Source organism: Nonomuraea sediminis (genome assembly GCF_018531495.1).
Lineage (GTDB): Bacteria > Actinomycetota > Actinomycetes > Streptosporangiales > Streptosporangiaceae > Nonomuraea > Nonomuraea sediminis.
Genome location: NZ_JAHDTI010000020.1, coordinates 156352 through 180178, shown reverse-complemented (window position 1 = coordinate 180178; position 23827 = coordinate 156352). Strand labels below are relative to the sequence as shown.

Annotated in this window: 20 protein-coding genes; 10 read left to right on the top strand and 10 right to left on the bottom strand. The window is 69.2% G+C overall.

Going from position 1 to position 23827, the window contains the following annotated elements:
- Positions 1 to 572 precede the first annotated feature (572 nt).
- Positions 573 to 1130, bottom strand: coding sequence for a TetR/AcrR family transcriptional regulator (locus KIK09_RS51945; protein WP_214327018.1), 558 nt, complete (start codon positions 1128 to 1130; stop codon positions 573 to 575).
- A gap of 86 nt (positions 1131 to 1216) precedes the next feature.
- On the opposite strand from KIK09_RS51945, the gene KIK09_RS51940 reads away from it, so the two are divergent.
- The gene (locus tag KIK09_RS51940) at positions 1217 to 2215 is read left to right on the top strand and encodes a zinc-dependent alcohol dehydrogenase family protein (protein ID WP_214327017.1); all 999 of its coding nucleotides are present in this window, start codon (positions 1217 to 1219) and stop codon (positions 2213 to 2215) included.
- 923 nt (positions 2216 to 3138) lie between these two features.
- On the opposite strand, the gene KIK09_RS51935 is transcribed toward KIK09_RS51940, so the two are convergent.
- Positions 3139 to 6981 (bottom strand): SGNH/GDSL hydrolase family protein, encoded by a 3843-nt coding sequence (locus KIK09_RS51935; protein ID WP_214327016.1) that lies wholly within the window; start codon positions 6979 to 6981, stop codon positions 3139 to 3141.
- A gap of 49 nt (positions 6982 to 7030) precedes the next feature.
- Complete coding sequence (locus tag KIK09_RS51930) at positions 7031 to 7540, bottom strand: DUF2690 domain-containing protein (RefSeq protein ID WP_214327015.1); 510 nt, start codon at positions 7538 to 7540, stop codon at positions 7031 to 7033.
- Positions 7541 to 7693: 153 nt separating this feature from the next.
- On the opposite strand from KIK09_RS51930, the gene KIK09_RS60425 reads away from it, so the two are divergent.
- Positions 7694 to 11359, top strand: coding sequence for an nSTAND1 domain-containing NTPase (locus KIK09_RS60425; protein WP_214327014.1), 3666 nt, complete (start codon positions 7694 to 7696; stop codon positions 11357 to 11359).
- Positions 11360 to 11419: 60 nt separating this feature from the next.
- The gene (locus tag KIK09_RS51920; protein WP_214327013.1) at positions 11420 to 11560 is read left to right on the top strand and encodes a hypothetical protein; all 141 of its coding nucleotides are present in this window, start codon (positions 11420 to 11422) and stop codon (positions 11558 to 11560) included.
- 226 nt (positions 11561 to 11786) lie between these two features.
- Here KIK09_RS51920 and KIK09_RS51915 read toward each other — a convergent pair whose 3' ends face one another.
- The 3 genes from KIK09_RS51915 to sucC all read right to left on the bottom strand — a co-directional run bounded on the left by KIK09_RS51915 (position 11787) and on the right by sucC (position 16082).
- The gene (locus KIK09_RS51915; RefSeq protein WP_214327012.1) at positions 11787 to 13409 is read right to left on the bottom strand and encodes a cell division protein PerM; all 1623 of its coding nucleotides are present in this window, start codon (positions 13407 to 13409) and stop codon (positions 11787 to 11789) included.
- 613 nt (positions 13410 to 14022) lie between these two features.
- Positions 14023 to 14898: a succinate--CoA ligase subunit alpha gene (gene sucD / locus KIK09_RS51910; RefSeq protein ID WP_214327011.1), complete on the bottom strand. Its 876-nt coding sequence runs from the start codon at positions 14896 to 14898 to the stop codon at positions 14023 to 14025.
- Positions 14899 to 14903: 5 nt separating this feature from the next.
- On the bottom strand, positions 14904 to 16082 hold the full coding sequence (gene sucC / locus KIK09_RS51905; RefSeq protein ID WP_214327010.1) for an ADP-forming succinate--CoA ligase subunit beta: 1179 nt from the start codon (positions 16080 to 16082) through the stop codon (positions 14904 to 14906).
- A 199-nt stretch (positions 16083 to 16281) separates the two neighbouring features.
- Between sucC and KIK09_RS51900 the strand changes: the two genes are divergently transcribed.
- On the top strand, positions 16282 to 17190 hold the full coding sequence (locus tag KIK09_RS51900; RefSeq protein WP_214327009.1) for a hypothetical protein: 909 nt from the start codon (positions 16282 to 16284) through the stop codon (positions 17188 to 17190).
- Positions 17191 to 17341: 151 nt separating this feature from the next.
- A complete protein-coding gene (locus KIK09_RS51895; RefSeq protein ID WP_214327008.1) occupies positions 17342 to 18217 on the top strand; it encodes a hypothetical protein in 876 nt (291 codons plus the stop codon).
- Here the strand turns inward: KIK09_RS51895 and KIK09_RS51890 are convergent.
- From KIK09_RS51890 to KIK09_RS51880, 3 genes are read right to left on the bottom strand one after another with little or no spacing between them, the layout of a single operon-like run.
- Entirely contained in the window at positions 18214 to 18564 is a 351-nt protein-coding gene (locus KIK09_RS51890) for a VOC family protein (RefSeq protein ID WP_214327007.1), read from the bottom strand. The two genes, KIK09_RS51895 and KIK09_RS51890, sit on opposite strands and share 4 nt — an antisense overlap.
- Positions 18561 to 18812: a zinc ribbon domain-containing protein gene (locus KIK09_RS51885; RefSeq protein ID WP_214327006.1), complete on the bottom strand. Its 252-nt coding sequence runs from the start codon at positions 18810 to 18812 to the stop codon at positions 18561 to 18563. Before KIK09_RS51885 ends, KIK09_RS51890 begins: the two co-directional genes overlap by 4 nt.
- Positions 18813 to 18814: 2 nt before the next feature.
- Positions 18815 to 19246 carry a MarR family winged helix-turn-helix transcriptional regulator gene (locus KIK09_RS51880; protein ID WP_214327005.1) on the bottom strand — a complete coding sequence of 144 codons (432 nt, stop codon included), beginning with the start codon at positions 19244 to 19246 and terminating at the stop codon, positions 18815 to 18817.
- Between the two features lie 319 nt (positions 19247 to 19565).
- Between KIK09_RS51880 and KIK09_RS59775 the strand changes: the two genes are divergently transcribed.
- Positions 19566 to 19688, top strand: a complete 123-nt coding sequence (locus tag KIK09_RS59775; protein ID WP_275956583.1) for a hypothetical protein — start codon at positions 19566 to 19568, stop codon at positions 19686 to 19688.
- Here the strand turns inward: KIK09_RS59775 and galE are convergent.
- Positions 19681 to 20661, bottom strand: a complete 981-nt coding sequence (gene galE / locus KIK09_RS51875) for a UDP-glucose 4-epimerase GalE (protein WP_214327004.1) — start codon at positions 20659 to 20661, stop codon at positions 19681 to 19683. The two genes, KIK09_RS59775 and galE, sit on opposite strands and share 8 nt — an antisense overlap.
- A gap of 83 nt (positions 20662 to 20744) precedes the next feature.
- On the opposite strand from galE, the gene KIK09_RS51870 reads away from it, so the two are divergent.
- The 4 genes from KIK09_RS51870 to KIK09_RS51855 all read left to right on the top strand — a co-directional run bounded on the left by KIK09_RS51870 (position 20745) and on the right by KIK09_RS51855 (position 23551).
- Positions 20745 to 21203: a nuclear transport factor 2 family protein gene (locus tag KIK09_RS51870; RefSeq protein WP_214327003.1), complete on the top strand. Its 459-nt coding sequence runs from the start codon at positions 20745 to 20747 to the stop codon at positions 21201 to 21203.
- A gap of 92 nt (positions 21204 to 21295) precedes the next feature.
- Positions 21296 to 22261 carry a L,D-transpeptidase gene (locus KIK09_RS51865; protein WP_214327002.1) on the top strand — a complete coding sequence of 322 codons (966 nt, stop codon included), beginning with the start codon at positions 21296 to 21298 and terminating at the stop codon, positions 22259 to 22261.
- 664 nt (positions 22262 to 22925) lie between these two features.
- Positions 22926 to 23141 carry a type II toxin-antitoxin system VapB family antitoxin gene (locus KIK09_RS51860; protein WP_214327001.1) on the top strand — a complete coding sequence of 72 codons (216 nt, stop codon included), beginning with the start codon at positions 22926 to 22928 and terminating at the stop codon, positions 23139 to 23141.
- The gene (locus tag KIK09_RS51855) at positions 23123 to 23551 is read left to right on the top strand and encodes a PIN domain nuclease (RefSeq protein WP_214327000.1); all 429 of its coding nucleotides are present in this window, start codon (positions 23123 to 23125) and stop codon (positions 23549 to 23551) included. The genes KIK09_RS51860 and KIK09_RS51855 overlap by 19 nt, the downstream gene beginning before the upstream one ends.
- Positions 23552 to 23827: the final 276 nt, after the last annotated feature.

The following is a 23827-nucleotide window of genomic DNA, read 5'->3' as shown; positions in this document are numbered from 1 at the left end:
CTGCGGATACGCCTGCAACGCTGACGTGAACGCGGCCAGAAACATCCGATTGGCCGCCGCAGGGCATGCGGTGGATGCGCGGGGAGGCGACCGGGTTGCCGGGCCTGCGAACCGTGAACCTCAACCCGTCCTCCTGTCAGCGTAGAGATGGGTTGAAATCCCCCTCCTTCAGGCGGGTGGAGGATGTCAACAACGTCATGGTCATGCCCGGCGGAATCACCGCCTGGCGCCAATCCGGCCTCCCCCTGGAACCCACCCACAACAACCACCCATAGAGACGAAGACGCCCGCCAGGGCGAGCGCCACAGCGGTACGGCTACCCCGTCAGCGGCAAGCACCCCGGAGTACGGCACCCGCAGAGGGCGAGCGCAGCAGAAGGACGGACAGCCTCGTAAGAGGCGGATGACGGGGGCGGGCGACCGTACTGAGGGCGGGTGACCGTGACGAGGGTCGGGCGACCGTACTGAGGGCGGGTGACCGTGACGAGGGTCGGGCGACCGTACTGAGGGCGGGTGACCGTGACGAGTGACGGGGGCGGTGACGGGGGCAGGCGACCGTACCGGGGGGTGGTTTTAGGGGGTGTTGATGATGTGTTCGGCTAGGGATTTGGCTGCTTGGGCCGGGTTGGTTGTGGGGCGGGTGGTGGCTGTGGCGAGGGTGCCTTCTATGAGGAGGTGGAGTTGGTCTGCTGCTTGGGCGGGGGTGGGGTGGCCGAGGCGGACGAGTTCGGCTTCCAGGAGGTCGTGGATGTCGGTGCGGTACTGGCGGGTGATGGCGTGTGCGGGGTGGTCGGGGTCCGCGAGGGCGAGGTCGGCGGCCAGGTAACGGCAGCCGCGGAAGTCGGGGCCGGCCACGACGTCGGTCAGCTGGTCGAAGATGGCGAGCAGGCGCGCCCGCGGATCGTCGCCGGCGGCGGCCATCGTGCGGTGGTAGCTCTCCTCGTCCTCGGCGGTGGTGCGCCGTAGGACCTCGGTCAGCAGCCCGTCCTTGCCACCGAAGTGCTCGTACAGCGAGCGTCGCGCGACGCTGGCGGACTTGAGCAGCGCGTCGACGCCGACGCCCATGCCCTGGCTGTAGGTCAACTCGCGGGCGGCCTCCAGGAGGCGTTCCCTGGGTCCGGGTGTGCTCATGGTCGTCAGCATGCCACCCGTTGACAGGTAGATCAACCGGTCGATATGGTCTCGATAGACCGAACGTTCTATCTAGGAGTGCTTCCGTGCGTAGTTACCATCTCGACAGCGGTGCGGGGATCGAAGGCCTGACCATCAGGGAGCACGCTGACCCCGTTCCCGGCCCTGGGCAGGTGCTGGTCGCCGTTAAGGCCACCTCGCTGAGCTTCCGCGAGCTGCTGGTGGCCCGCGGCACCTACGTCCTGCCGGTCAAGCCCGACGTGGTCCCCGTCTCGGACGGCGCGGGCGAGGTCGTCGCGGTGGGCCCCGGTGTGACCTCGGCCAAGGTGGGCGACCGGGTCACCGCGACGCTTTTCCCCAGTTGGCAGGACGGCCCGTTCGGCGCCGAGCACCTGGCGCAGCGCGGCGGCTCGCTTGACGGCATGCTGACCGAGCTCGCGCTGGTCGAGGAGGAGGCGATCGTGCCGATCCCCGACCACCTCAGCTACGAGGAGGCCGCCACGCTCCCCTGCGTCGCCGTCACCGCCTGGAACGCCCTGGAGGGCCTGCGTCCTGGCGATACCGTCGTGACGCAGGGCTCGGGTGGGGTGTCGCTGTTCGCGCTGCAGTTCGCCAAGGCCCGCGGTGCCCGGGTGATCGCCACCACCAGCGGCCCCGCCAAGTCTGAGCGCCTGGCCAAGCTTGGCGCCGACGAGGTCATCGACTACCGCGCCAACCCCGACTGGCCGGCCGAGGTACGGCGGCTGACCGACGGTCTCGGCGCCCACCGGGTGGTGGACGTGGCCGGTCAGGTGGAGCAGTCGATCAAGGCCGTACGGCTCTCGGGGCACGTCGCGCTCGTCGGCTTCGTCTCCGAGACGGCCGCTGCTCCGATCGACGCTCGCGTGCTGTTCGCCTCCGGGGCGACCGTACGGGCTGTCGCCGTGGGGAGCCGGGCGCAGTTCCGCGAGATGAACGAGGCCATCGCCGCCAACCTCCTGCGCCCCGTCATCGACCGCGTCTTCCCCTTCGACGAGGCTCCGGAGGCCTACCGCTACTACGCCTCCGGCCAGCCCTTCGGCAAGGTCGTCATCTCTCACACGTGACAACCCCGGGATTCGGTCACGGGTGGCCGCCCACGGCCACCTCGACCGACCCCGGAACACACGGTCCCAGGACACGAGGACGCGTGTTACGGGGGATGCGGGTCACGAGGCGCGAGGTTCGTGGAACGTGGATCACGAGGCGCGCGGGCCCGCGTGGCGCGGGACGTGGGTTACAGCCCGGGTGCGCAGGTTACGGGCGAGCAACCCATGACGCGGGCCATGGGCACGAGGGACGCAGGCATTGGTGGGCCTTCAGACGTGGGCACGAGTGGGAGCCTGCGGGATGCGGGTGTGGGTTGGGGCCTGCGGGACACGAGCGCGGGTGGGGGCCTGCAGGATGCGGGTGCGGCTTGGGGCCTGCGGGACACAAGCGAGCCTGCGGGACAAGAGTGTGGGGCGGGGCCCTGCGGGACGTCGGTCCGGGAGGGGCCTGTGGGACACGAGCGCGGTTGGGGGGCGTGGGACGCGGGTGCGGTTGGGGGGTCGTGGGACGCGGGTGCGGGTGGGGGCCGTGGGACGTGGTTGGGGGTGGCGTGGCGGTGAGGTAGCGGCGCCGACTCGCCGGGAGCGCCGGGCGCGGGTCCTCAGCCGAAGTACGGCGGGCGGCCGGTGGCGGTGGCTTGCCGTACAGAAGAGGCGCCGCACGGCGACGGCGAGATCCGTGCCACCATGACGCCCGCCATGGCCCCGGCCAGAACGGCGGACGAGGCGAGCTCCTAACTGAGCCCAGAGAAGTCGCGGGCCGAGGGGTTCATTACTGTGCCGCCACGAGAGCCCTCATGGCATCACGGTCGACTCTGGAGGGGGCGACCGACTGGCTATCAGGTCACGCGAGCTTGTGGTGAGAGTCCCCGTCGACGCCTGGCGGGCCGAGGTCCGATGGACCTTGCCCGGCCAGGCATCGTGGGGGCCGTCGGCAGGAGTTACTGATCTATCGTGCGGAGCAGGTCGTTGAAGGCGGTCGAGTAGGTGTAGGCGCCGCTGCGGCTCGGGTGGAAGGACTGCTGGGACATGCCGATCTCCCACCACGGGTTCTCGACCGCATAGCACAGCACTGAGTCGCCACACTTGCGCGGTTCGCCGGGGGTGAGCGACGTGACGAGGTCGTGGATCTTCTGCGGATTGCCGCAGATGCCCTGGTTGTCGAAGTACGGGATCGCATTCGCGAAGAACACCTGGATGCCCTCGTTGGTACGCAGATCGTCGGCGGCGAACCGTTCGGAGTCGGCGAGGAAGTCGGCCGCGTAGGTGAGGAAGTCCGACTCGGTGGGAGTCACGCCGAACGCGAACTGGCCCATGATCCCGGTGACGAACCCGCTGCGCAGGCAGGACGCGTTGGCGGAGACCAGCCTCGGGTACCCCATCAGCACGATCTTCGCGTTCGGCGCCTTGGTGTGGATATTACGCAGCACGGTCTTGATCGATGGGATGACCTTGGTGGTGATGTTGTCAAGCATCACGTACTCGAACGGGGCGGAGTCACCGGGACGGGTGCTGCGGTGGCAGTCGAGCTCGGTCGGTGAGAGGCAGTAGCGGAACGCGTCACCCCATTTGGCGTCGTTGCCGCCGATCGAGAGCGTGACGAGCGTGGTATTGCTGTCGAGGAATCCCGTTTCGAGCTGGGACACCTCGCCGAACTTGCCGGTCCCCCCTTCGTTCCACGCGTTCTTGTCACCCTGGTAGGGCAGTAGGTGTTCGGTCTGCGCGCCAGAGCAGGCCACGGCCTGGTAGTCGAGATCCTTGTCGTAGGACGCGGCACGGTCTCGCACATAAGTGTTGACGTTGTCCTTGAGGATCCCCCAGCTGGTCCAGGAGTACAGCGAGCGGTGGCAGGCGTTGCGCCGGCTGCCGTCGCTCCCGTCAGAGTTCGTCTCGTACGAATAGTCCGAACCTGTGGTCAGATCGGTGCTCGCGCCTTCCCCGGAGGCGTACGAGTCGCCCATGGAGACGACGAAGTTCTTCGGTTTGGCGGCCAGCGGCTGAATGGCGATCGCGTCGAAGGCGATGTCGTGGCTTCCGTTGCCGTCGTAGGTGATGTTGCTGAGCGACACCTTCGGCACCCCAGCGAACTGGAACACGCCGAGCGAGACCCAGCGGCCCTTCTGGTCCTTCCAGTACGACTTCGCGTTGATGATGCGGTCGTGCGCGAACGTGCCGTCACCGGTGTCGATTGTGTAGTGCGCCTGCTGGGTGTCGGAGCCGTGGTCGGGAATGTAGGCGAGGACCCGGGCCCATGAGTTCAGCGACTGGTTCAGCTGCCACGTGCCGGTCACCCGGAAATCGGCTGCCTGATAGGTGTGCGCGAACCAGAAGTGGCCGCCGAACCCGCCGCCGATCTGGTGGAAGTCGATCTTCGACCGATATTTTCCGGTGGCGTCCTGCGCGAAGTCGAGCGCGAACGTCCCCGAGTTCGTAAACGGCTTCGGGTTGCAGGATACGTTCTGTTTGTAGGTCTGCCGCAGCGACGGCACGGAGGTGGCGACGTCGTCTATGTAGAAGGCGGTCGTCGGCAGCGCGGGTTTCACGCAGTCCGGGTCGTACCACTTCTCCCAGTCGCCGGGCTCGGCCGCGCCCGGCAGGTAGGCCGGGTCACCCTGGCCACACGAGGTGTATTCGGTAACGGGATCGTTCGGCAGGTGGCCGATACAGCTCGGTTTGTAGGTAGCCTGGCCGTTCCACCAGCAGTGGAGGTCCATCAGCAGGCAGGCGTTGGAAACGCCCGGGTCGCAGTGGTTGACCGACGGCACGCAGAACAACGACCGGGGGGGTTTGATCATCGTGCGGAAGTACGCGTCGGTCCACCACGCCTGGCTGTAACCGGCCTCGTATTCGTTCGTCCACGGGTCGGATTTGACGATCGGGTACGCCGCCCAGCCCATCACCTTCTCCGGGTAGGGCCAGTCCTGCGGGTGGCGGGCGTCGTCCTGCGAGTTCTCAAGGAAAGGCAGCCGGTTGGCCGGATAGTCGGGGTTCATCGGGTTGTTGGCCCAGCCGAGCCCCCAGTTTCCGGCGCTGTCCGTGCACGTCGGCGACGGCGTGCACCCGGTGGTGTTGCCGAACGACGAGTCCCGCGGTTGCAGGCCCGTGTTGTACGCCCAGAGGGCGGCGAACCAGTTCTCGATCCAGCGCGGGTTTCCGCTGTTGACGCGAATCCCCGAATTCCACGTCAGATTGTATTTCTCCTCCAGCATTTTGACGCCCGCGGCGATGTTCGACGCGTAGTCGAGCGCGATCGCGCGCTTCTGGTTGGCGGTTCGCGAGGTGTCGGTCTTGCGCATGCCGTCGGTGATCTGGGCGACGCCGTACCCGCAGTCGGATTTGGACCAGTCGATCGCCCACGGGTCGCCGCCGCCGGTGTCGGCGGTCACCGCGCGGCCGTAGAAGTTGCCAACCAGCGGATTGCCGTACTCGCCTTCGAGCGCGTGCCCGGACGCCTGCCACATGTTCGACTCCTGCGCGATCACGCCCAGCATGATCGGCGGGGGGATCCTGCCGGTGCCGGTAACGATGCCCGGCGGCGGGAACATGCCCTGCGGCGTCCACGCGGGCAGCCCGGAGTTCTTCCATCCCGCCTGCCGGTTGACGGTCAGCGCGTGCTGCACGGCGAGGTCGGCGGCCCATTCGACCTGCTTCCACGAAGGCTGGTAGACCTGGGTCGCGGTGTCGTTGCGCGGCACCGCGCAGGTCGCGTCGGGGTCGCTCGGCACGCTCGCGTACGGTCCGGAGTACGGCACCGCCAGAGGAGTCACCGTGACCTCGGCGCTACTCTGGGTGCTGGGGACGTCGACCCGGAGCTGGAGCGGCTCAACAAGCCCGCGGCTCGTGGCGCCCTGTTTCTCCTCGTGGGACACCGCGACCGCGCCGGTTGTCGAGACGTCCGAGGAGACGGGCGCGTCTACGCGGGTCATCGCCTTCGGCAGGGAGGTGACCTCGGGCTTGCCAACGAGGAATACCTTCCCGCCGGTTCCGGCCGCGAGACCCACGTCGGCGACCGGTCCGTGCGCGACCTCGCGCACGGACCCGCCCGCGACCTCCTTGACCACGCCGATCTCGCCGTGCGCCTCGACGTAGGCGACCGCGCCCCCGCTCTCCGGTCGCACATCGTATGGCGTGCCGTACGTGGTGGCGAGCGTGTGCGCGCCGCCCACCGTGTCGACGCGTATCAACCCCGCGCCGCTCGCCGCGATGATTTCCTTCCCGTACGGCACAGCCGACGTGACCTGCCCGGCCAGCTCGTGACGGCGAAGCACGCTGCCTGAGACAGCGTCCGCAAGGTAGAGGCGGGTCCGGCCAGCCCGCTGCGCGCCGAACGCGACCGTCTCACCGGACCCGCAGCCCGGGTTGTGGTAGGCCAGCGACACCGTGAACGGCAGCTTGGTCACCGCCCCCGACCCGAGGTCGACGAACGCAGCGAACCCGCCCCGCTGGAACAGGTCAGAGCTGTTGGTGAACTGCCGTGGCGCGTAGACGACGACCGCGCGTTTGCCCGAGCCAGTGAGGCACACGTTGCCGATCCACCGGTCGGTGTCGAACCCGGGCTCGGCGAGCGAGGCCACCGTGCGCCAGGTGTAACCGGATTTGGAGTCGGCGGTCAGCAGGTGAAACCCGGTCGAGTCGCCGGACGTCGTCCAGGCCATGTCGGAGGAGGTCTTCCAGTCGCTGGGTAACAGCCCGGCGGGGCCGGGATCTCGTTCGGCGGCGATAGCCGTACCGGAGGGAAGGGCCACGGCCGCGACGAGGGCTGCGACGACGAACGTCCTGAGCACGACAACTCCAATCACGGGAAAGGGGCGCCCGGTGAGCGCCCCTCGAAGGTCAGGAGTAATTCCAGTCCCAGCACGACCAGTCGCTGTCGGCGATGGTGGAGACCAGGTCGGTGGAGGTCGGGGGCCAGATCGTTGCCACGCACATGCGATAGCGGGAGTTCGCCTCCCAGGCGATCATCCGGGTCCAGTCGGTGCCATCGCAGCCCTTGACGTGCTTCTTCGACTGCACGTGCGACCGATACCAGCCGTACGGCGTCGCTAGCTCAGATTCGATCCGCATGTAGTAGTCCGCGTTCTGGATCGTGGCGCAGTCACCTTTCACCATCCGCGTCCAGTACGCGTGACAGTTGCCGGAGTAGCGCAGATACCAGCTGTAAGATCGGTAGCTACCGCCGGACACCCATTGGTAGTCGGCGTTGCTCGTCGAACCGCAGTTCATGGCGCTGGGGTCCTTGCCGGTACAGCCGGCGTAGGTGCAGCCGACGGCGGCCATGCTGGGCGGCGCCTCGGCGACCACGATCCCGAGGCTCATAAGGACGGTCATCAGCACCGCCGCCAACGTTCTTTGTCGTAACAAAACGACCCTCTCCCTGTGCGAATCCTTGTGCGAATTGAGGGGACCGTGCCCAGTTAAGGGCGTCGTCGCAGACCGGACTAGGCTCCCGCCGAATAGCCGCACAAAGTCGCACAAAGTCCGGCAGGATCGGCTCCCGTGACAGAGGATGCAGACCCGGACCGGGTCGTCACACGCGAACACCTCGCGCGGGAGCTCACGCTGCTTCGCCATCAGGCCGGAAAGACGATCAGAGACCTCGGCAAGGCGGTCGGCGTCCCATTCGGCACGCTCGGCGGGTGGTTCCGCGGCGCGAACCTGCCGCTGGCCGCCCAGACGGCGCAGTTCGAGAACGTGCTCATCGCGTGCGGGGTACGCGATCCCGCCGCCCGCGAACGATGGATGCGCGCGCTGCTTCGCGTGCGGCGGTTGCCGGGCCGCCGGGCTGGTTCGGAGGCCGTGCCGTACCGGGGACTGGAGTGTTTCCAGCCTGAGCATGCCGACTGGTTCTTCGGCCGTGACGCGCTGACCCGCGAGCTGCTCGGTCGCATCGACGGGACTCCCGGCACGATGATCGTCGCCGTAGGGCCGTCGGGCTCGGGCAAGTCGTCGCTGCTGCGCGCCGGGCTCATCGCCCGGCTGAAGATGCCGTGGGCGCTGCTGTGCCCGGGCGCGCACCCGATGCGCGAGCTAGCGCGGTCCTCCCCGGCCGACGTCGTGATCGTCGACCAGTTCGAGGAGGTCTTCACCGCCTGCTCCGACGAAGCGGAACGGTCGGCGTTCATCGAAGCGCTCCGTGCCCACCCCGGCACGGTTGTGCTCGGCATGCGCGCCGACTTCTACCCGCGCGCGCTACGCGACCCCCGGCTGGCGTCGGCGTTGCAAGCCAACCAGGTCGTGGTCGGGCCGATGACCGAGGCCGAACTGCGGTCGGTCATCGAGGGACCGGCCCGGCGCGCCCAGCTCGACATCGAGGACGGGCTGGTCGAGCTCGTGATACGCGACGTCAGCGAGGGCGCGCTTCCGCTGCTGTCGCACACGCTGCTGACAACTTGGGAGCACCGCCGGGGCCGGGTACTGACCGTCGAGGACTACCGGGCGAGCGGCGGGCTCGACAGCGCCGTCGCCCGGACCGCCGAAGACGTCTACGCCGACCTCACCGAGGAGCAGCGGGAGGTGGCCCGGCGGCTGTTCATCCGGCTGATCCACATCGGCGCCGACACGGCCGACACCCGCCGCCGGGTCGAGATGTCCGAGCTGCCGTCCGACGACCTTGATCACGTGCTGGACTGTTTCGTCGGGCGGCGGCTGCTGACGGTCGACGCCGACACCGTGCAGATCAGCCACGAGGCGCTACTCGCTGCTTGGCCGCGGCTGCGCTCGTGGATCGACAGCGACCGGGCGGGGCTGCGCGCCCACCGGCAGCTCACCGAAGCCGCGCAGGCGTGGCAGGCGGGCAACCGCGAACCCGGCGCGCTCTATCGGGGCGGCCGGTTGGACGCAGCACGCGAGTGGGCGGCCGAGCATCGCGACGACCTCAACCCGCTGGAACGCGAGTTCCTCGACGCCAGCGTCGAACAGGTGGAGGCACAGGCCGCGACCGAACGCTGGCGCACCCGGCGGCTGCACCGGCTGCTGGCCGCGCTAGTCGCGCTAACGCTGTTCACGGTCGGGCTCGCCGTGTACTCGCAGGTGCAGCGCGCCGAGGCCGACCAGACCAGGGACATCGCGGTGTCGCGGCAGCTCGCGGTCACGGCCAACCGGTTGCGCGACAGCGATCCGGCGCTGGCCGCGCAGCTCGCGGTCGCCGCCTACCGGATCTCGCCGACGGTGGAGGCCCGTTCGGGGCTCATGGAGATCTCAGGGACGCCGTCGGTCACCCGGGCGGTACGGCCAGGCGGGGTCCTGCAGGCGTTGGTGGTCTCGCCGCGCGGCGATCTGATGGCCGCGGCGGGCGCGGACGGGCGGGACCCGAGCGTGCTGCTGTGGTCGCTGGCCGACCCGGCCCGGCCGCGACGGGTCGGGGCGCCGCTGCGTGGGCACACCGACGCGGTGTACGCGGCGGCGTTCAGCCCCGACGGCCGGACGCTGGCCACGGCCGGTGTCGATCATTCGGTACGCCTCTGGAACGTCGCCAACCCGTTGTCGCCGACACCAATCGGCACGCCGCTCACGGGTCCGGCAGACACCGTGTTCGCGCTCGCGTTCAGCCCCGATGGGCGGACGCTGGCCGCCGGAGGGGCGTTGGTCTACCGGTGGGATGTCACCGATCTCGCGCGTCATACGCCGCTCGCGGCGCTGCCCGTCGTGGCGGATGGTTCCGTACGGTCGCTGGCGTTTCGGGCGGATGGCGGGGTCCTGGCGGCGGGACTGCACGTCGGCACCGAGGGCGCGGTCCAACTCTGGCGCTCTGACCGTGCGCTTCCCCTGATCCGGGTGCCCACCAGGGTGAACGTCGTCGCGTTCCGGCCCGGCGGCACGCTGCTCGCCGCCGGATGCAACGACGGTTCTGTACGCCGATGGGAGACCACGAGCGCGGCGGCCGCGGTCGGCAAGCCGCTGACCGGCGGGGTCGGCGCGTGGGTGAATGCAATCGCGTTCAACGGCGACACGATGGCAGTGGGCAGCGCCGACAACACGACCCGGCTGTGGGATCTGACAACCGGCGAGGTCACGCAGACGCTGGCGCATCCCGAGCCGGTCACCGCTGTCGCCTACCGTGACGACCGGACACTGGTCACCAACAGCGCCGACAGCGTCGTACGGCTGTGGACGCTGCCGGGGCCGCAGATCCCGAGTGGCTCGCACCCGATCACCACGGTCGCGTTCCGGCTGGGCGGCAACATACTCGCCGCCTCTGGCGAGGTCGTCCGGCTGTGGGACGTCACCGACCATCAACGCCCGGCACCGATCGGCCCCCCGCTGGCCGCGCCTCTCGGGTATGACCGGATGGGCGGCAACGTGGCGCTGCGGCCGGACGGGGGGCTCCTGGCCGCCGGGACCCGCACCGGAAACGTCGTCGTGCTGTGGGACATCACCGATCCCCACCATCCGGTACGGCTCGGCGAGCCGCTGACCGGGGCGACTGCGCTTATCGAGAGCGTCCAGTTCGGCCCCGGAGGGCGACTGCTCGCGGCGGCGGGCGACGACGGCACGGTCCAGCTCTGGGACGTGACCGAGCCACGCGCGCCGAGGCGGTTGCCCGCGCTGACGCCGGCCGCCGGGTTCATCTTTATGATCGCGTTCAGTCCGGACGGTCATACGCTCGCCGCCGCCACCCAGGCCGGGGTGGTGGCACTGTGGGACGTCAGCGATCCGCGCGCGCCGGTCGCGTTGCGGCCGCTTCCGACCGTGCCGGGCGACGACGTGTACTCGGTGGCGTTCAACCCGGGCGGGGGCGCGCTCGCGAGCGGCAACGCGTCGGGTGCGATCCGGCTGTGGGACCTGCGCGACCCCCGGCATCCCCGGCTGACCGGCAAGCCCCTCACCGGCCCGGACGGCCGGGTGTTCGCCCTGGCGTACGGGTCGGACGGGCGCACGCTCGCGGCCGGGACGGGCGCGGGCGAGACCTGGATCTGGGACCTCGGCAAAACTGGCACACCATCCACGCGGGTGGTTCTGCACACGACGGGGGCGGCGAACTGGATCCTCGCGTTCGCCTCCGACGGCCGCACGCTGGCCTCGGCGAGCGGCGCGGTCCGGCTCTGGGACACCGACGTGAGCCGGATCGCGACGCGGATCTGCGCGAGCGCTGGAGACCCGATGACGGAAACGGAGTGGCACAAGTACGCCTCGGACACTCCGTTCCGTCCTCCGTGTCCTTAACTCAGCACCGGTGCAGCAGCGGAACCAGCGGCCCGTGTGCTGTTCGCCTCTGGAGCGACCGTGCGAGCTCTCGCCGTCGGGAGCCGGGCACGGTTCCTGGCGATGAGTCAGGCCATCACCGCCAACCGCCTGCGCCACGTCGTCGACCGCGCCTTCCCCCTCGACGAGGCCTTCGGCAAGGTCGTCATCTCCCACGCATAGGCAATCGCAGGTCACAGGTGGTCGTGACGGCGGGTGAGCGGCCTCGACTCGCCGGGAGCGCCGGGCGCGGGTCCTCGGCCGCAGTACGGCGGGCGGCCGGTGGCGGTGGCTTGCCGTACAAGAGGAGCGTTGTACCAGAAGCCCGCGGTACAAGGAGCCCGCCGTACAAGAAGCCCGCGGTACGAGAAGAGCGCCCTGCAAGAAGAGCGCGGGCGAGAGGCGAGGGCTAGTCGCGGTCGCGGTCCCAGGCGTACGGGTCGACGTAGATGACGTGGCCGCCGCGGTCGTCGGATTCGTCGACGATGTCCTTGCGTGGTTCGCGGGGCTCCGGCCGGGTTTCCGGGTCGGTGTCGAGGGAGGCGGCCGAGGCGTGCTCGTCCTGCCAGTCGTCGCGGATGACCGGGATGGGCTGGGTGTCGGCTTCGGTGGCGTCCATCCAGTGGCCGGGCAGCGGCTTGGCGTCCGATTCGGCCAGGCCCACCTTGCTGGCGGCACGCGCGATGGCCGCCCCGGCGGCGCGGACCGGAGCGGCGGCCTTGTCGAGCGGGGCGCGGGCGCGGCGGTTGAGGAGCAGCAGGTTGGTGACCCCGGCGGAGATGCCGGCGGCGACGCCCACCTCGAGCGCCACCGACACGGCCACCTCCCAGGGCGACGGGCCGATGGCGGCCAGGCGTCCGGCGCCGATCGGGCCGCCGGACAGCGCGGCGAGCACCCCGCTCGCCAGGCCGGTGGTCACCCCGGTGACCAGGCCCCACAGGGGCGCGGCCTCGTAGGACGGCGACGGCGAGATCCGCGCCACCATGACGCCCGCCACGGCCCCGGCCAGGAACGGCAGCGCGATGACGGCCATCACCCAGCCGGGCACGGAGCCGCTGTCGGGCAGCGCCCCCAGCATCGGCAGGCTCGGTACGGTGCCGAGCTGCACCCCGGTGGGCGCGACCAACGTCCCCGAGCCGACGGCGAACCCGGGTCCCGCGATGTACGCCGATCCCCACACGACCGCGTTGAGCAGGTAGAGCACCTGGATCAGCAGAAGCAGCAGCCCGCCCACGAACCCGGGCGACAGCACGCTGGTCAGGTCCCTGACCTGGCCGAAGTTCACCACGAGCGCCGCGAGCACCAGCAGCAGCCCCGTGGCGAGCAGGATCGCGGTCGCCACCGCGGTGCCGACGGTCACGGCGCGCACCCGCTCGGGCAGCAGGCGCAGCATCGCCCCCCACGGCCCGATCGTGCGCGCGGTCGCCAGCGCGCCGGCCAGGAACGCCAGCACGAAATGGCTCAGCAGCGCCTCGCCGATGAACGGCTGGGTGATCTCGTTGCGCGCCACGAGCGCGATCAGCCCGGCCAGCAGCGCGTACGGCGCCGCCAGCGACACCCCCGCCTGCACCACGAGCACCAACTGGGCGCGCCGCCTGGCGCTGGCCTTCTCGCGCGGGCTGTTCTTGGGCAGCCTGGCGGGCAGCCGCAACCGCAGGTCGGCGTCGCGCGCCATCCACCGGCCCGCGCGGTAGAGCAGGACGGCCGGCAGCACGGTCAGCCCGAGCGGCAGCAGCCCGACGCGCCCGCCGGGGATCGCGAAGCCCGCGTGGTGGGCGGCCAGCCACACCTGCGCCGCCGTCCTGAACACCCCGGGAAGCCCGGAGCCGAGCGTGCCCTTGGGCGCGGCGATCCACCCGACCAGGGTGAGCGTGGTCAGCGCGGCCAGCCCGACGCCCAGCGTCGCCGCCGCGGCGAGCATGCCGGACACCGGGAGCGGACGCCTGGACTCGTCGTCGTCTCCTGTGACCCCGGGGATCTTGCTGAGGACCGACTTGGGGGCCGTCCGCAGCTGGTCGAGAAGCGCCGTCACAGGTTTGATTTTCTCAACTTTTCCTTCTCTTGAAGCCTTGCCGCGCCGCACGGGGCCATATCTCCATGAAATCGGCTGCTTTTCTGTTGTACGGCAAGCCCCCGAACCCGTCTGCTGTACGGCAAGCCCCCGCATCCGTCCGTTGTACGGCAAGCCCCCGCAACCGTCCGTTGTACGGCAAGCCCTACAACCGTCTGTTGTACGGCAAGCCCCCGAACCCGGCCGCCCGCCGCACTCCGGCTGAGGACCCGCGTCCGGCGCTTCCGGCGAGTCGATGACGCTTGCTCGCCGTCACGGCGCTCCGTGATGCGGGCACCACGGTCCCCCCTGCTCGCCGTACAGGCGCCGGACAACCGCCGTACCTCTCCTCGCCGACCCCGGCGCGGGAAACCGCCGTGGGTTGCCCCCTGCACCAGGAAGGCGCCGTGGGTTCGAAACCGTCCAGGCGGGTTCCGTGCGTCGTAGCGGCGGCCGGCCACGCATCGCCGGAGGAGCGTCCCCCTGGACAGAGCCCGGCCGAAGTGCGGCGGGTGGCGGTGGGGCGGCCTGCCGTACGGGCCAGGCAATGGGAAAGCCCCGCGCGGCGAGCTTGCGCGGGGCTTTGCCGGGAGATTCAGCGGGACTGCATGATCTCGCGCATGAGGCGGGCGGTCTCGGAGGGGGTCTTGCCGACGCGGACGCCGACCTTCTCCAGGGCCTCCTTCTTGGCCTGGGCGGTGCCGGCCGAGCCGGAGACGATGGCGCCGGCGTGGCCCATCGTCTTGCCCTCGGGGGCGGTGAAGCCCGCGACGTAGGCGACGACCGGCTTGGTGACGTGCTGCTCGATGTAGGCGGCGGCACGCTCCTCGGCGTCGCCGCCGATCTCGCCGATCATGACGATCGCGTCGGTGCCCGGGTCCTCCTGGAAGGCCTGCAGGGCGTCGATGTGCGTGGTGCCGATGACCGGGTCGCCGCCGATGCCGACCGCGGTGGAGAAGCCGAAGTCGCGCAGCTCGTACATGAGCTGGTAGGTCAGCGTGCCGGACTTGGACACCAGGCCGATGCGACCGGCGGTGGTGATGTCGGCGGGGATGATGCCGGCGTTGGAGGCGCCGGGCGAGGCGATGCCCGGGCAGTTCGGGCCGATGATGCGGGTCTTGTTGCCCTTGGCGACGGCGTAGGCCCAGAACTCGGTCGAGTCGTGGACCGGAATGCCCTCGGTGATGACGACGCAGAGCGGGATCTCGGCGTCGACGGCCTCCTTGACCGCGTCCTTGGTGAAGGCCGGGGGCACGAAGACGACCGACACGTCGGCGCCGGTCTGCTCCATGGCCTCCTTGACCGTGCCGAACACGGGCAGGTCGAGGTGGGTGGTGCCGGCCTTGCGGGCGTTGACGCCGCCCACGACCCGGGCGCCGGAGGCGAGCATGCGCTTGGCGTGCTTGGTGCCCTCGCTACCGGTCATGCCCTGGACGATGATCTTGCTGTTTTCCGTGAGCCAGATAGCCATGTCGTTCACACCCCAGCCGCGAGCTCGGCGGCGCGCTTGGCCGCTTCGTCCATCGTGTCTACCAGCTCAACGCGCGGGAGCTTGGCGTCCTGCAGGATCTGCCGCCCGAGGAGCGCGTTGTTGCCGTCGAGGCGGACCACCAGCGGGTGGGTCACCGCCTCGCCGCGGCCCTGCAGCAGTTCGAAGGCGGAGACGATGCCGTTGGCGACCGCGTCGCAGGAGGTGATGCCGCCGAAGACGTTCACGAAGATCGACTTCACCGACGGGTCGGAGAGGATGATCTCCAGGCCGGCGGCCATGACCTCGGCGCTGGCGCCGCCGCCGATGTCCAGGAAGTTGGCGGGGGACGGCTTGCCGGGGAAGGCCTCGCCGGCGTAGGCGACCACGTCGAGGGTCGACATGACCAGGCCGGCGCCGTTGCCGATGATGCCGACGTTGCCGTCGAGCTTGACGTAGTTGAGGTCCTTCTCCTTGGCCTTGGCCTCGAGCGGGTCCTCGGCCGCCTTGTCCTCGAACTTGGCGTGGTCACTCTGACGGAACGTGGCGTTGTCGTCGAGGGTGACCTTGCCGTCGAGCGCCTTCACCTGGCCGTCGGCCGACAGGATCATCGGGTTGACCTCGACCAGCGTGGCGTCCTCGTCGACGAAGCAGTGCCAGAGCTTCTCGACGAGCTCGGCGGCGCCGTCGAGCGCCTTCTCCGGCAGGCCGCCGGCCTGCGCGATCTCGCGGGCCTTGGCGCGGTCGACACCCGTCAGCGCGGAGACGGGCACCTTCGCGACCTTCTCGGGGGCGCTGTGCGCGACCTCTTCGATGTCCATGCCGCCCGCGGCGGAGCAGATCGCGAGGAAGGTACGGTTCGCGCGGTCAAGCAGGAAGGAGAAGTAGTACTCCTCCGCGATCGCGCTGGCCTCCTCCACGAGCACCTTGTGGACCGTGTGGCCCTTGATGTCCATACCCAGGATCGCGGTGGCCTTCTGCACGGCGTCGGCGGCGTCGTCGGCCACCTTCACGCCTCCGGCCTTGCCGCGGCCACCGGTCTTCACCTGGGCCTTGACGACGACACGGCCGGTCAGCTGCTCGGCCGCCGCGCGCACTGCCTCCACGTTGTCGGCGACGATGCCACGTGGCACCGGGATGCCGTAGTCCGCGAAGAGCTCCTTCGCCTGATGTTCGAACAGGTCCACGAGGGTCCGTCCTTGTTGTGTTCGACTGATGTTCGACGGCCCGGGCCACTATCCCGTGCGTGCCGGGCGTTTCCGCCAGTGAAGCCTAGCCCCATGCACGACCTGCCCAGGTCACCGGGTCGCAGATGTGCCGTGATGTGACGGTGATCTCACTAGTGCACCATCTCACGAGACGTCATAAAGAAGGGCATTCACACAAATGAGGCGATGGATCGCCGCCGGTGTGGCGGCCTCCGCGATGGCGGCCGCCCTGGCCGCTCCCGCGATGGCCGAAGCCAAGCCGGCGAACCCGGTCGACGCACTGAAGAAACAGTTCGTCGCCGGGCACGGGGTGAAGATCAGCGAGAAGACGCGGACCTGGATCGGGCGCGAGGAGTACGTGGGGGCCGTCCGCGAAGGCCGCATCGGGTTCGACGCCAAGGGCGTCGCGGCCGTGGAGAACACCCGGACTCCGGTGATGACTCCCGCGCTGCGCAAGGACCTGGAGAAGGTCGGAAAGACCAACGAGGACACGGCCGACGCGGTCGACATGCTGACCGAGCGGCTCTACATGATCGGCTCGGGGAACAAGCTCTACGTCAACGGCGGCCTGTTCTCCACGCTGCTGCCGGACGACAAGACCTGGGTCAGCGTTTCGGGCGTGCCGCCGTACAGCGCGGTCGCCGGGGATCAGCTGATCGACGTCTTCGAGCCCGCCACGCTGAAGACGCTGCTGGCGACGGCCAAGCGCAAGGGTGACCAGTACCGCGGCACGATCACGTTCGCGGACCTGTACAAGGTCTCCCCGATGTTCCGCAACCAGACGCTCATGAAGCCCAAGGGCAAGCTGTCCAAGGTGGTCGTCTCCTGGCGCATCACACTGGACTCGAACAAGCTCGTCAAGCGGGTGGCCTCGTCGTGGACGATGCCCGTGACCAAGAAGCTGTCGATGTCCGTCAGCTCCGAGACGCGTTACACCGACTGGGGCACGGACGTCGCCATCACGGCGCCGGATCCGAGTGAGGTCGTGGACTTCAAGGCCCTGACCAAGAAGAACTATCGGCCCCCCACGGTGGATCACAACATCGTGATCGTCCCGCCGGACGACGAGGGCAAGGTCGACCAGTAATACACAAGGTGGGGTCCGTTTTATGTCCCACGGGCCCCACCTGCACAAAATATTCACACTTATTGTGATAAATGATTCTCGACCCGAGACGCTGTCGTGATCTTGGGTTGGCAAGATCCCCTCGCTCGCATACAAATCGAGGGAATACCACATGAAGAAAATCCTCGCCGGCCTGGCGTTAGCCACGGCCGCAACCGCCATCGCCGCCACCCCCGCGCAGGCGGCGACCAAGGACCCTGTTGCCGCGGTGAAGCAACAGTTCGTCCCTGGCAAGGGCGTCACGTTCGTCGACCGCGGCATGGTGGTCCAGGGCGAGCGGCGCGGAATTCTCGTCCGGCGCAACGGCAGCTACGGGTTCGGTAAGTCCGGTGTGAACGCGTCGGACATCACCAGCAAGTACAACCTGCCCGCCGACCTGTTCGGCGACGACGAGGAGGCCAAGGCTCTGGCCACGCCTGAGCACGTGGTCACGGTCGGGCGCAAGTCCTACGTCTCGGGCAGCTTCTGGGGCCTCATGGTTCCTGAGGACAAGTCGTGGCTCAAGCTCCCTGTCTCCCTGCCCGGTGGCGCCTTCGCCCCCTTCGGCCAGGTGCTGAACGTCACGGAGCCCACCACGCTCAAGACCCTGCTCAAGGGCGCGAAGGCGACCGGCGGCGGGTACTCGGGCTCGATCTCGTTCGCCGACCTCAGGAAGGTCTCGCCCTACGCGCGGTCCGCCTTCGAGCTGCAGAAGCAGAACGCCAAGCAGCTCAAGTCCGTGATCACCTGGAAGCTGGCGGTGGACGCCAAGGGCTTGCCGACCAGGCTCGTCTCCTCCTACCCCGCCACCGCCCTGTTCACGGGCGGTGGCTTCGGCAAGACGCAGTTCAGCGTCGACACCCGCTTCACCGGCTGGGGCGGCAAGGTCGTCATCCAGGCTCCGCCGGCCGACCAGGTCGCCACCAAGCCCAAGGACGCCAACGGCGACGACTCGAAGGCTCCTGAGGCGCCGCAGATCCTCGGCGACGTCGGCAAGATCTTCGGCTAGAACCGCCTGGCCAGGTCTGGGCGCTTGGTGTAGTCGGTCAGGCCGATGATGTTTCCCCATGGGTCGGAGAGTTCGACCGTCCAGCCCGTGAAGATCTCGAACGGCTCGCCGCCGAGTCCGGCGGCGGCCGTTCGAGCGTCGGGGACCTCCAGCCAGACGCGGGTCGTGCCGGGCCGGACGTCCTGGACGCGGAGGAGGAGGCCGGGCCTCTCGTCCCCGATCGCGTAGAGGGCGAGCTCGTCCGTCGAGAACTTCTCCGGGAGCCCGAGCAGCCCGCCGTAGAACTGTTTGGCCCGCACGAGATCCCCGACGCCGATCAGCACGTTGTCGATCCCGAGGATCCTCACAGCGCCAGCTTCGGATGGTCGCGCCAGGCGGGCATCCCACGCATGTAGGCCCGCGTCGCCTCCTCGGCCTCGGCGCGGGGCTGGCCTGTGCGCTGGGTCTGCCACTGGACCATGCGCTCGAAGCGCTCGTCGAAGTCCTGCAGCGAGCCGTCGGGCTTGCTGCACAGGCGGCACCAGGTGCTGTCGGGATGGCCGGGCGCGTGGTCCTCGGCCGTGTCCATGGGCATTCCGCAGCTCTCGCAGTTCACCGCTACTCCTCCCTGAGCAGGGCGCGCAGCCCGGTCACGAGCCCCTCGCGCTCCTGCGGCGTCATCCGCTGTACGGCCAGCGTCAGCAGATCCCCCTCCAGCACCCGGGGCGATGCCGCGGCGGCAGCCGTACTCCCCTCTTCGGTGACCCAGACGAACACGCGTCGCCGGTCACGCTCGTCCCTGATCCTGGCCACGAGGCCGCGCTCTTCGACGCGGTTGACCAGCTCGGTCGTGGCGGCCTTGGACAGTTGCAGGTGCTCGGCCAGCTCGCCGAGCGTCAGCGGGCCGGCGGCCCGTAGGTGACTGAGGACGGCGTACATGCGGGTGGTCAGCCCTGAGCCGCCGGGCACCGGGCGCTTGGTCGCCTTGAAGCGCCGGTAGACCGCCGGGTAGAGCCGCCCTACCGCCTCTGCTGCCTCAGCCGCGTCCATGATTCTCTTCGTATACGAACATTTCGCATACGAACAATACTGCGGGCCCAGCCACGCCGCAACCTCCTCGCCTCGCCCTCCAGGACATCGATGACCGCTCGCCGTAGCGCCCGACCACCCCGAAGGCTCGGCGAGCACGTCGCGCCCTCGACCAGCCCGACCACGGTCCTGCGACGGTCCCGTGTGTCGGACTCACGCACGATCAGACCCGCCCGGTCCTGCCGAGCAAAGGACCATGGCCACCGCCGACATGCCCGCCAGACGGCCGGGGTTCGCCCGTCCGGTACGCCAGAGGATCTCCGTGCAGCGATGGTCGGTCATGTTGACCCGCGGTGGAGGACTCGGTGCGCGCGACGAGGCGGCGACCGAGTCGGGGCTCGCGGCGGTGAAGGGCTCGCTCAACGCGCTGCCCGCGGTCAAGGACCGCCTCTTCGCTACGTGAGGCGCGAGTCCCTGATCGAGGCCCACTGGAGCGAGTGGCCGATGCCCTGCTCGACGGTGAAGCCCGCCTCCCAGCCCAGCAGGCGCTTGGCCCGGTCGCTGCGGGTGTAGGCGCCCGCCGCGTCGCCCGGCCTGCGCTGGGTCTCCACGACCTCGATCGGCCGGTCGGCGACCCGGTTGAAGGCGTCGACCAGCTCCCGCACGGTGGTCCCCTCGCCGGTGCCGAGGTTGATCACCGCGGTGCCGCCCAGGTCGTCGAAGCGTTCGAGCGCGGCCACGTGCGCCAGGGCCAGGTCCCAGACGTGGATGTAGTCGCGGATCCCCGACCCGTCGCGGGTGGGGTAGTCGGTGCCCGTGATCTGGAAGGGCGTGCCGTACTCGTGTGCCTCGATCATCTTGCCCAGCGCGTGGCTGGGCCGGCGCAGCTGGAGCCCGGTGCGCATCTGCGGGTCGGCGCCGACCGGGTTGAAGTAGCGCAGCGAAAGGATCTTGATCGGCTGGGTGGCCGAGATGTCCGCGAACATGCCCTCGCAGACCGCCTTGGTCCTGGCGTAGGGGCTCTGCGGGTCGAGCGGGGAGTCCTCGTCGACGGTGAAGTCGTCGCCGGTCTGGTAGATCGAGGCGGACGAGCTGAAGATCATCCGTCGGCAGCCGTTGCGGAGGAGGTGGTCGGTGAACTCCAGGCTCTTGGTGACGTTGGCCCGGTAGTAGCCGACCGGATCGGCCACGGAATCCGGGACCACGATCAGCGCGGCACAGTGCACGACCGCCCCGATATCCGGATTTTCCCGAAATATCGTGTCGATGAGGGTGCCGTCGGAGATGTCGCCCCGGTAGAAGCGCCTCCCCTCGGCGAACTCCTCACGCCCCGTCACCAGGCTGTCCAGGATCACGGGCTCGATGCCCGCGTCCATGCACGCCGACGCGACCGTGCTCCCGATGTAACCGGCCCCACCCGAGATCAGCACACGCATTCCGCCAGCCTATAAGCCTGATTTAACGATGGTTGCGCGATGACGCGTTGTTCCTGGTCCGCCCGAGCTGGAACCTCGTGGTCATGGACGTCAATCAGCATCTGCTCGACCGCGTGGAGATCGTCGACGCGCTCTACCGTTTCGGCCTCGGTCAGGACCTGCGCGACAGGGATCTGTTCGCCTCGGCCTTCGCCGAGGACGCCGAACTGGACTTCGGCCCCGCCTCCGCCAAGTGGGGCGCGCCGAGCCCCGTCATGGTCGGCCGCGACACGATCGTGGACACGATCCTCACCTTGTTCGAAGGCCGCGTCGACACGACGCACCAGGTCACGAACCCGCGCGTGCGCATCGACGGCGACACCGCCACGCTCACCGCGCTCGTCGAGGCCCAGCACCTGCTCAGCGCCGACCACGGCACGTTCGCGCTGCTGAAGAACTTCTACGACGTGGACCTGCTCAGGGACGGCGACCGCTGGGTCATGCGGCGCGTGCGCATCGACAACGCCTGGTACACCGGCGATCCCAAGGCGATCTTCGGTTAGTTGCGAGATCGTTACTCGGCGGCTTCGACGGTTGGCGCGTTCCCGTTGTCTGTATTAGGGAAGCGTGACCTCATAAGCCCCAGGAGTACCCCTTGATCCCCCTCCCCCGGACGCTGGCCGGGGTGGCCCTGGCCATGGCCACCCTCGCCGCCTGCTCGACCGCGGCGCCCACGGCCCCCGTGCGGATCGCCCAGGCGGCCGCGGTCCACCGCGTCGCCGCCGACCCCACGCCGACGCCCACGCCCACGGCCTCCGCGACCGGCAAGCCGAAGCTCGACATCGCCGACATCACTCCCATGGGCGCGGACGAGGAGAAGGTCGGGATCGGCTTCCCGATCATCGTCACGTTCGACCGCGACGTGAAGGACAGGGACGCCGCCGTCGCCGCGCTCGAGGTCGTGCCGGAGAAGGCGGTCGAGGGCGCCTGGCGCTGGATCACCCCGCGCAAGGTCGTCTACCGCACCAAGACGTACTGGCGCCCGCACCAGAAGGTGCAGTTCACCGCGCACCTCAGCCAGATCCCCGGCAACGCCGCCGCCAAGGACCAGAGCCGCACGTTCGCCGTCGGCACGGCCAACATCATCAACGTCAACACCCACACCCACCTGGCCAAGGCCTACCGCGACGGCAAGCTCGCCAAGACCATCCCGATCAGCGCGGGCCGCGGCGGCATGATCAAGAACGGCGTGGACGTCTACCTCACCACCACAGGCGTCCACCTGGCCATGGGCAAGAAGCGGGTCGAGACCATGACCTCGGCCTGGATGGGCGTCACGGACCCCAAGGACCCCCGGTACTACAAGGAGGAGATCCCCTGGGCGGTCCGCATCTCCGACAGCGGCGAGTACTTCCACCAGAGCGCCGGCTACTACCAGTACCTCGGCCACTCCAACCAGAGCCACGGCTGCGTCCGCGCCACCCCCGCCGGGGCCAAGTGGTACTACGGCATCGCACAGCGCGGTGACGTCGTCAAGATCACCGGCACGAAGCGCAAGCTCGACTGGCGCAACGGCTGGGGCTTCTGGCAGCTCTCCTGGTCCCAGTGGAAGAACAGCTGACGCGACATTCCCCTGATGACCGGCCTTCTGCGGGTAGGGCCACGCGCTTTCCCTGACTACAGACCTCCTGTGCGTTCGGCTACGCGTTTTTCCTGACTACAGGCTTCCTGTGAGTACGGCGGGCCACCGCTACCCCCACCCGCCGTACTCCGGCCGGGCTCTGTCCAGGGAGACGCTCCTCCGGTGATGCATGGCTGGTCGCCGTTACGCCCCTTCGCAACCCGCCTCCCCCGGCCTGTGGTTCCCGCCGCACAAGGCGCCGCCCCCACCGCGCCACATCCCACCGCCCCGGCGCCTGAAACCCCTCGGAACCCGGAAGCGCGCCGAACCCCCCGAAAGCCGGAAGCGGGACAAACCCCACGGAACCTGGAAGCGGGACAAACCCCCAGGAACCGAGGAGCGCGCGGAACCGCCGGAAGCGCCGGGCGCGGGTCCTGAGCCGGAGTGCGGCGGCGGCCGGTGGGAGCGGCTCGCCGTACATGAGTACTTCTGATCGTGAAGATCCTTCAACCCGGAGTGACGATCCTCCACCTCGGCCGTGAACGCGCCGTGCGGGGGCTCTTGACGTCGTTCTACGGTCTCGCCTGCGTCTTCTCAAGGCGTATATCAAGATCACGAAAGTTGATATACTCTGGAGGTACGGAGGTGGTGTGCCATGCGTACAGTGATCGACATCGACAAGGAGCTCCTCGAGGCCGTGCAGCAGAAACTGGGCACGACGACGATGAAGGAAACGGTGCACACAGCCCTGCAGGCGATCCTCGACAGGGAGGACGAAAGGGCGGGCGCGATCGAGGCGTTCGAGTTCTGGCGGACGGAGGGCAGCCCGGATCTGCTGGATCCGGAGATCATGAATCGGGCGTGGCCGCGACCGGCGTGATGTACCTCCTCGACAAGAGCGCGCTGGCGCGCATCCGCACCAGCGACACCGTGGCCAGGGCACTCCACCCGCTCTTCGTCGCGCAGGTCATCGCCACCTGCCCGGTGATCGATCTCGAGGTGTGCTACAGCGCCCGCGACTTCCCTCACTACCAGCGCATCGTCCGTGCGCAGCGGCAGTGCATCCAACTGCCCGTGGACGACCAGGTGCTGGAGCGGGCGACCGCGGTGCAGTGCGAGCTCGTCAAAGGGAGCCAGCATCGGGGCGTCAGCCCGGCGGATCTGCTGATCGCGGCGTGTGCGGAAGTGCATGGAGCCACGGTGCTGCACTACGACCGGGACTTCGACGTCATCTCCGAGGTCACGGGGCAGCCGTCGCTGTGGGTCGTGCCACCGGGATCCGTGCCCTAGCCATACGAATCCGTGATGTACGGCGGGTCAGACCGACCGTGGTGCCCGCATACCGGGGCGTGTCCCGGGTGGCGGGTCCAGGGCTGTGGTGCCCGGGTAACGAGGCGTCGAAGGCGGCGGGCCAGGGGACCGTGGTGCCGGGAGAACGTAGCGGCGTGACGGCGGGTGAGTGGCATCGACTCGCCGGAAGCGCCGGGCGTGGGTTCTCGGCCGGAGTACGGCGGGCGGCTGGGAGCGGTGGCTCGCCGTACTGGATCAACGCCCGCCGTACTCGAT

Bases quoted from the DNA above. Each gene is read 5' to 3' on its own strand.
- KIK09_RS51945 (WP_214327018.1), bottom strand. From the start codon at position 1,130: ATGAGCACACCCGGACCCAGGGAACGCCTCCTGGAGGCCGCCCGCGAG.
- sucD (WP_214327011.1), bottom strand. From the start codon at position 14,898: ATGGCTATCTGGCTCACGGAAAACAGCAAGATCATCGTCCAGGGCATG.
- KIK09_RS51900 (WP_214327009.1), top strand. From the start codon at position 16,282: ATGAGGCGATGGATCGCCGCCGGTGTGGCGGCCTCCGCGATGGCGGCC.
- KIK09_RS51895 (WP_214327008.1), top strand. From the start codon at position 17,342: ATGAAGAAAATCCTCGCCGGCCTGGCGTTAGCCACGGCCGCAACCGCC.
- KIK09_RS51880 (WP_214327005.1), bottom strand. From the start codon at position 19,246: ATGGACGCGGCTGAGGCAGCAGAGGCGGTAGGGCGGCTCTACCCGGCG.
- KIK09_RS59775 (WP_275956583.1), top strand. From the start codon at position 19,566: ATGTTGACCCGCGGTGGAGGACTCGGTGCGCGCGACGAGGCGGCGACC.
- galE (WP_214327004.1), bottom strand. From the start codon at position 20,661: ATGCGTGTGCTGATCTCGGGTGGGGCCGGTTACATCGGGAGCACGGTC.
- KIK09_RS51870 (WP_214327003.1), top strand. From the start codon at position 20,745: ATGGACGTCAATCAGCATCTGCTCGACCGCGTGGAGATCGTCGACGCG.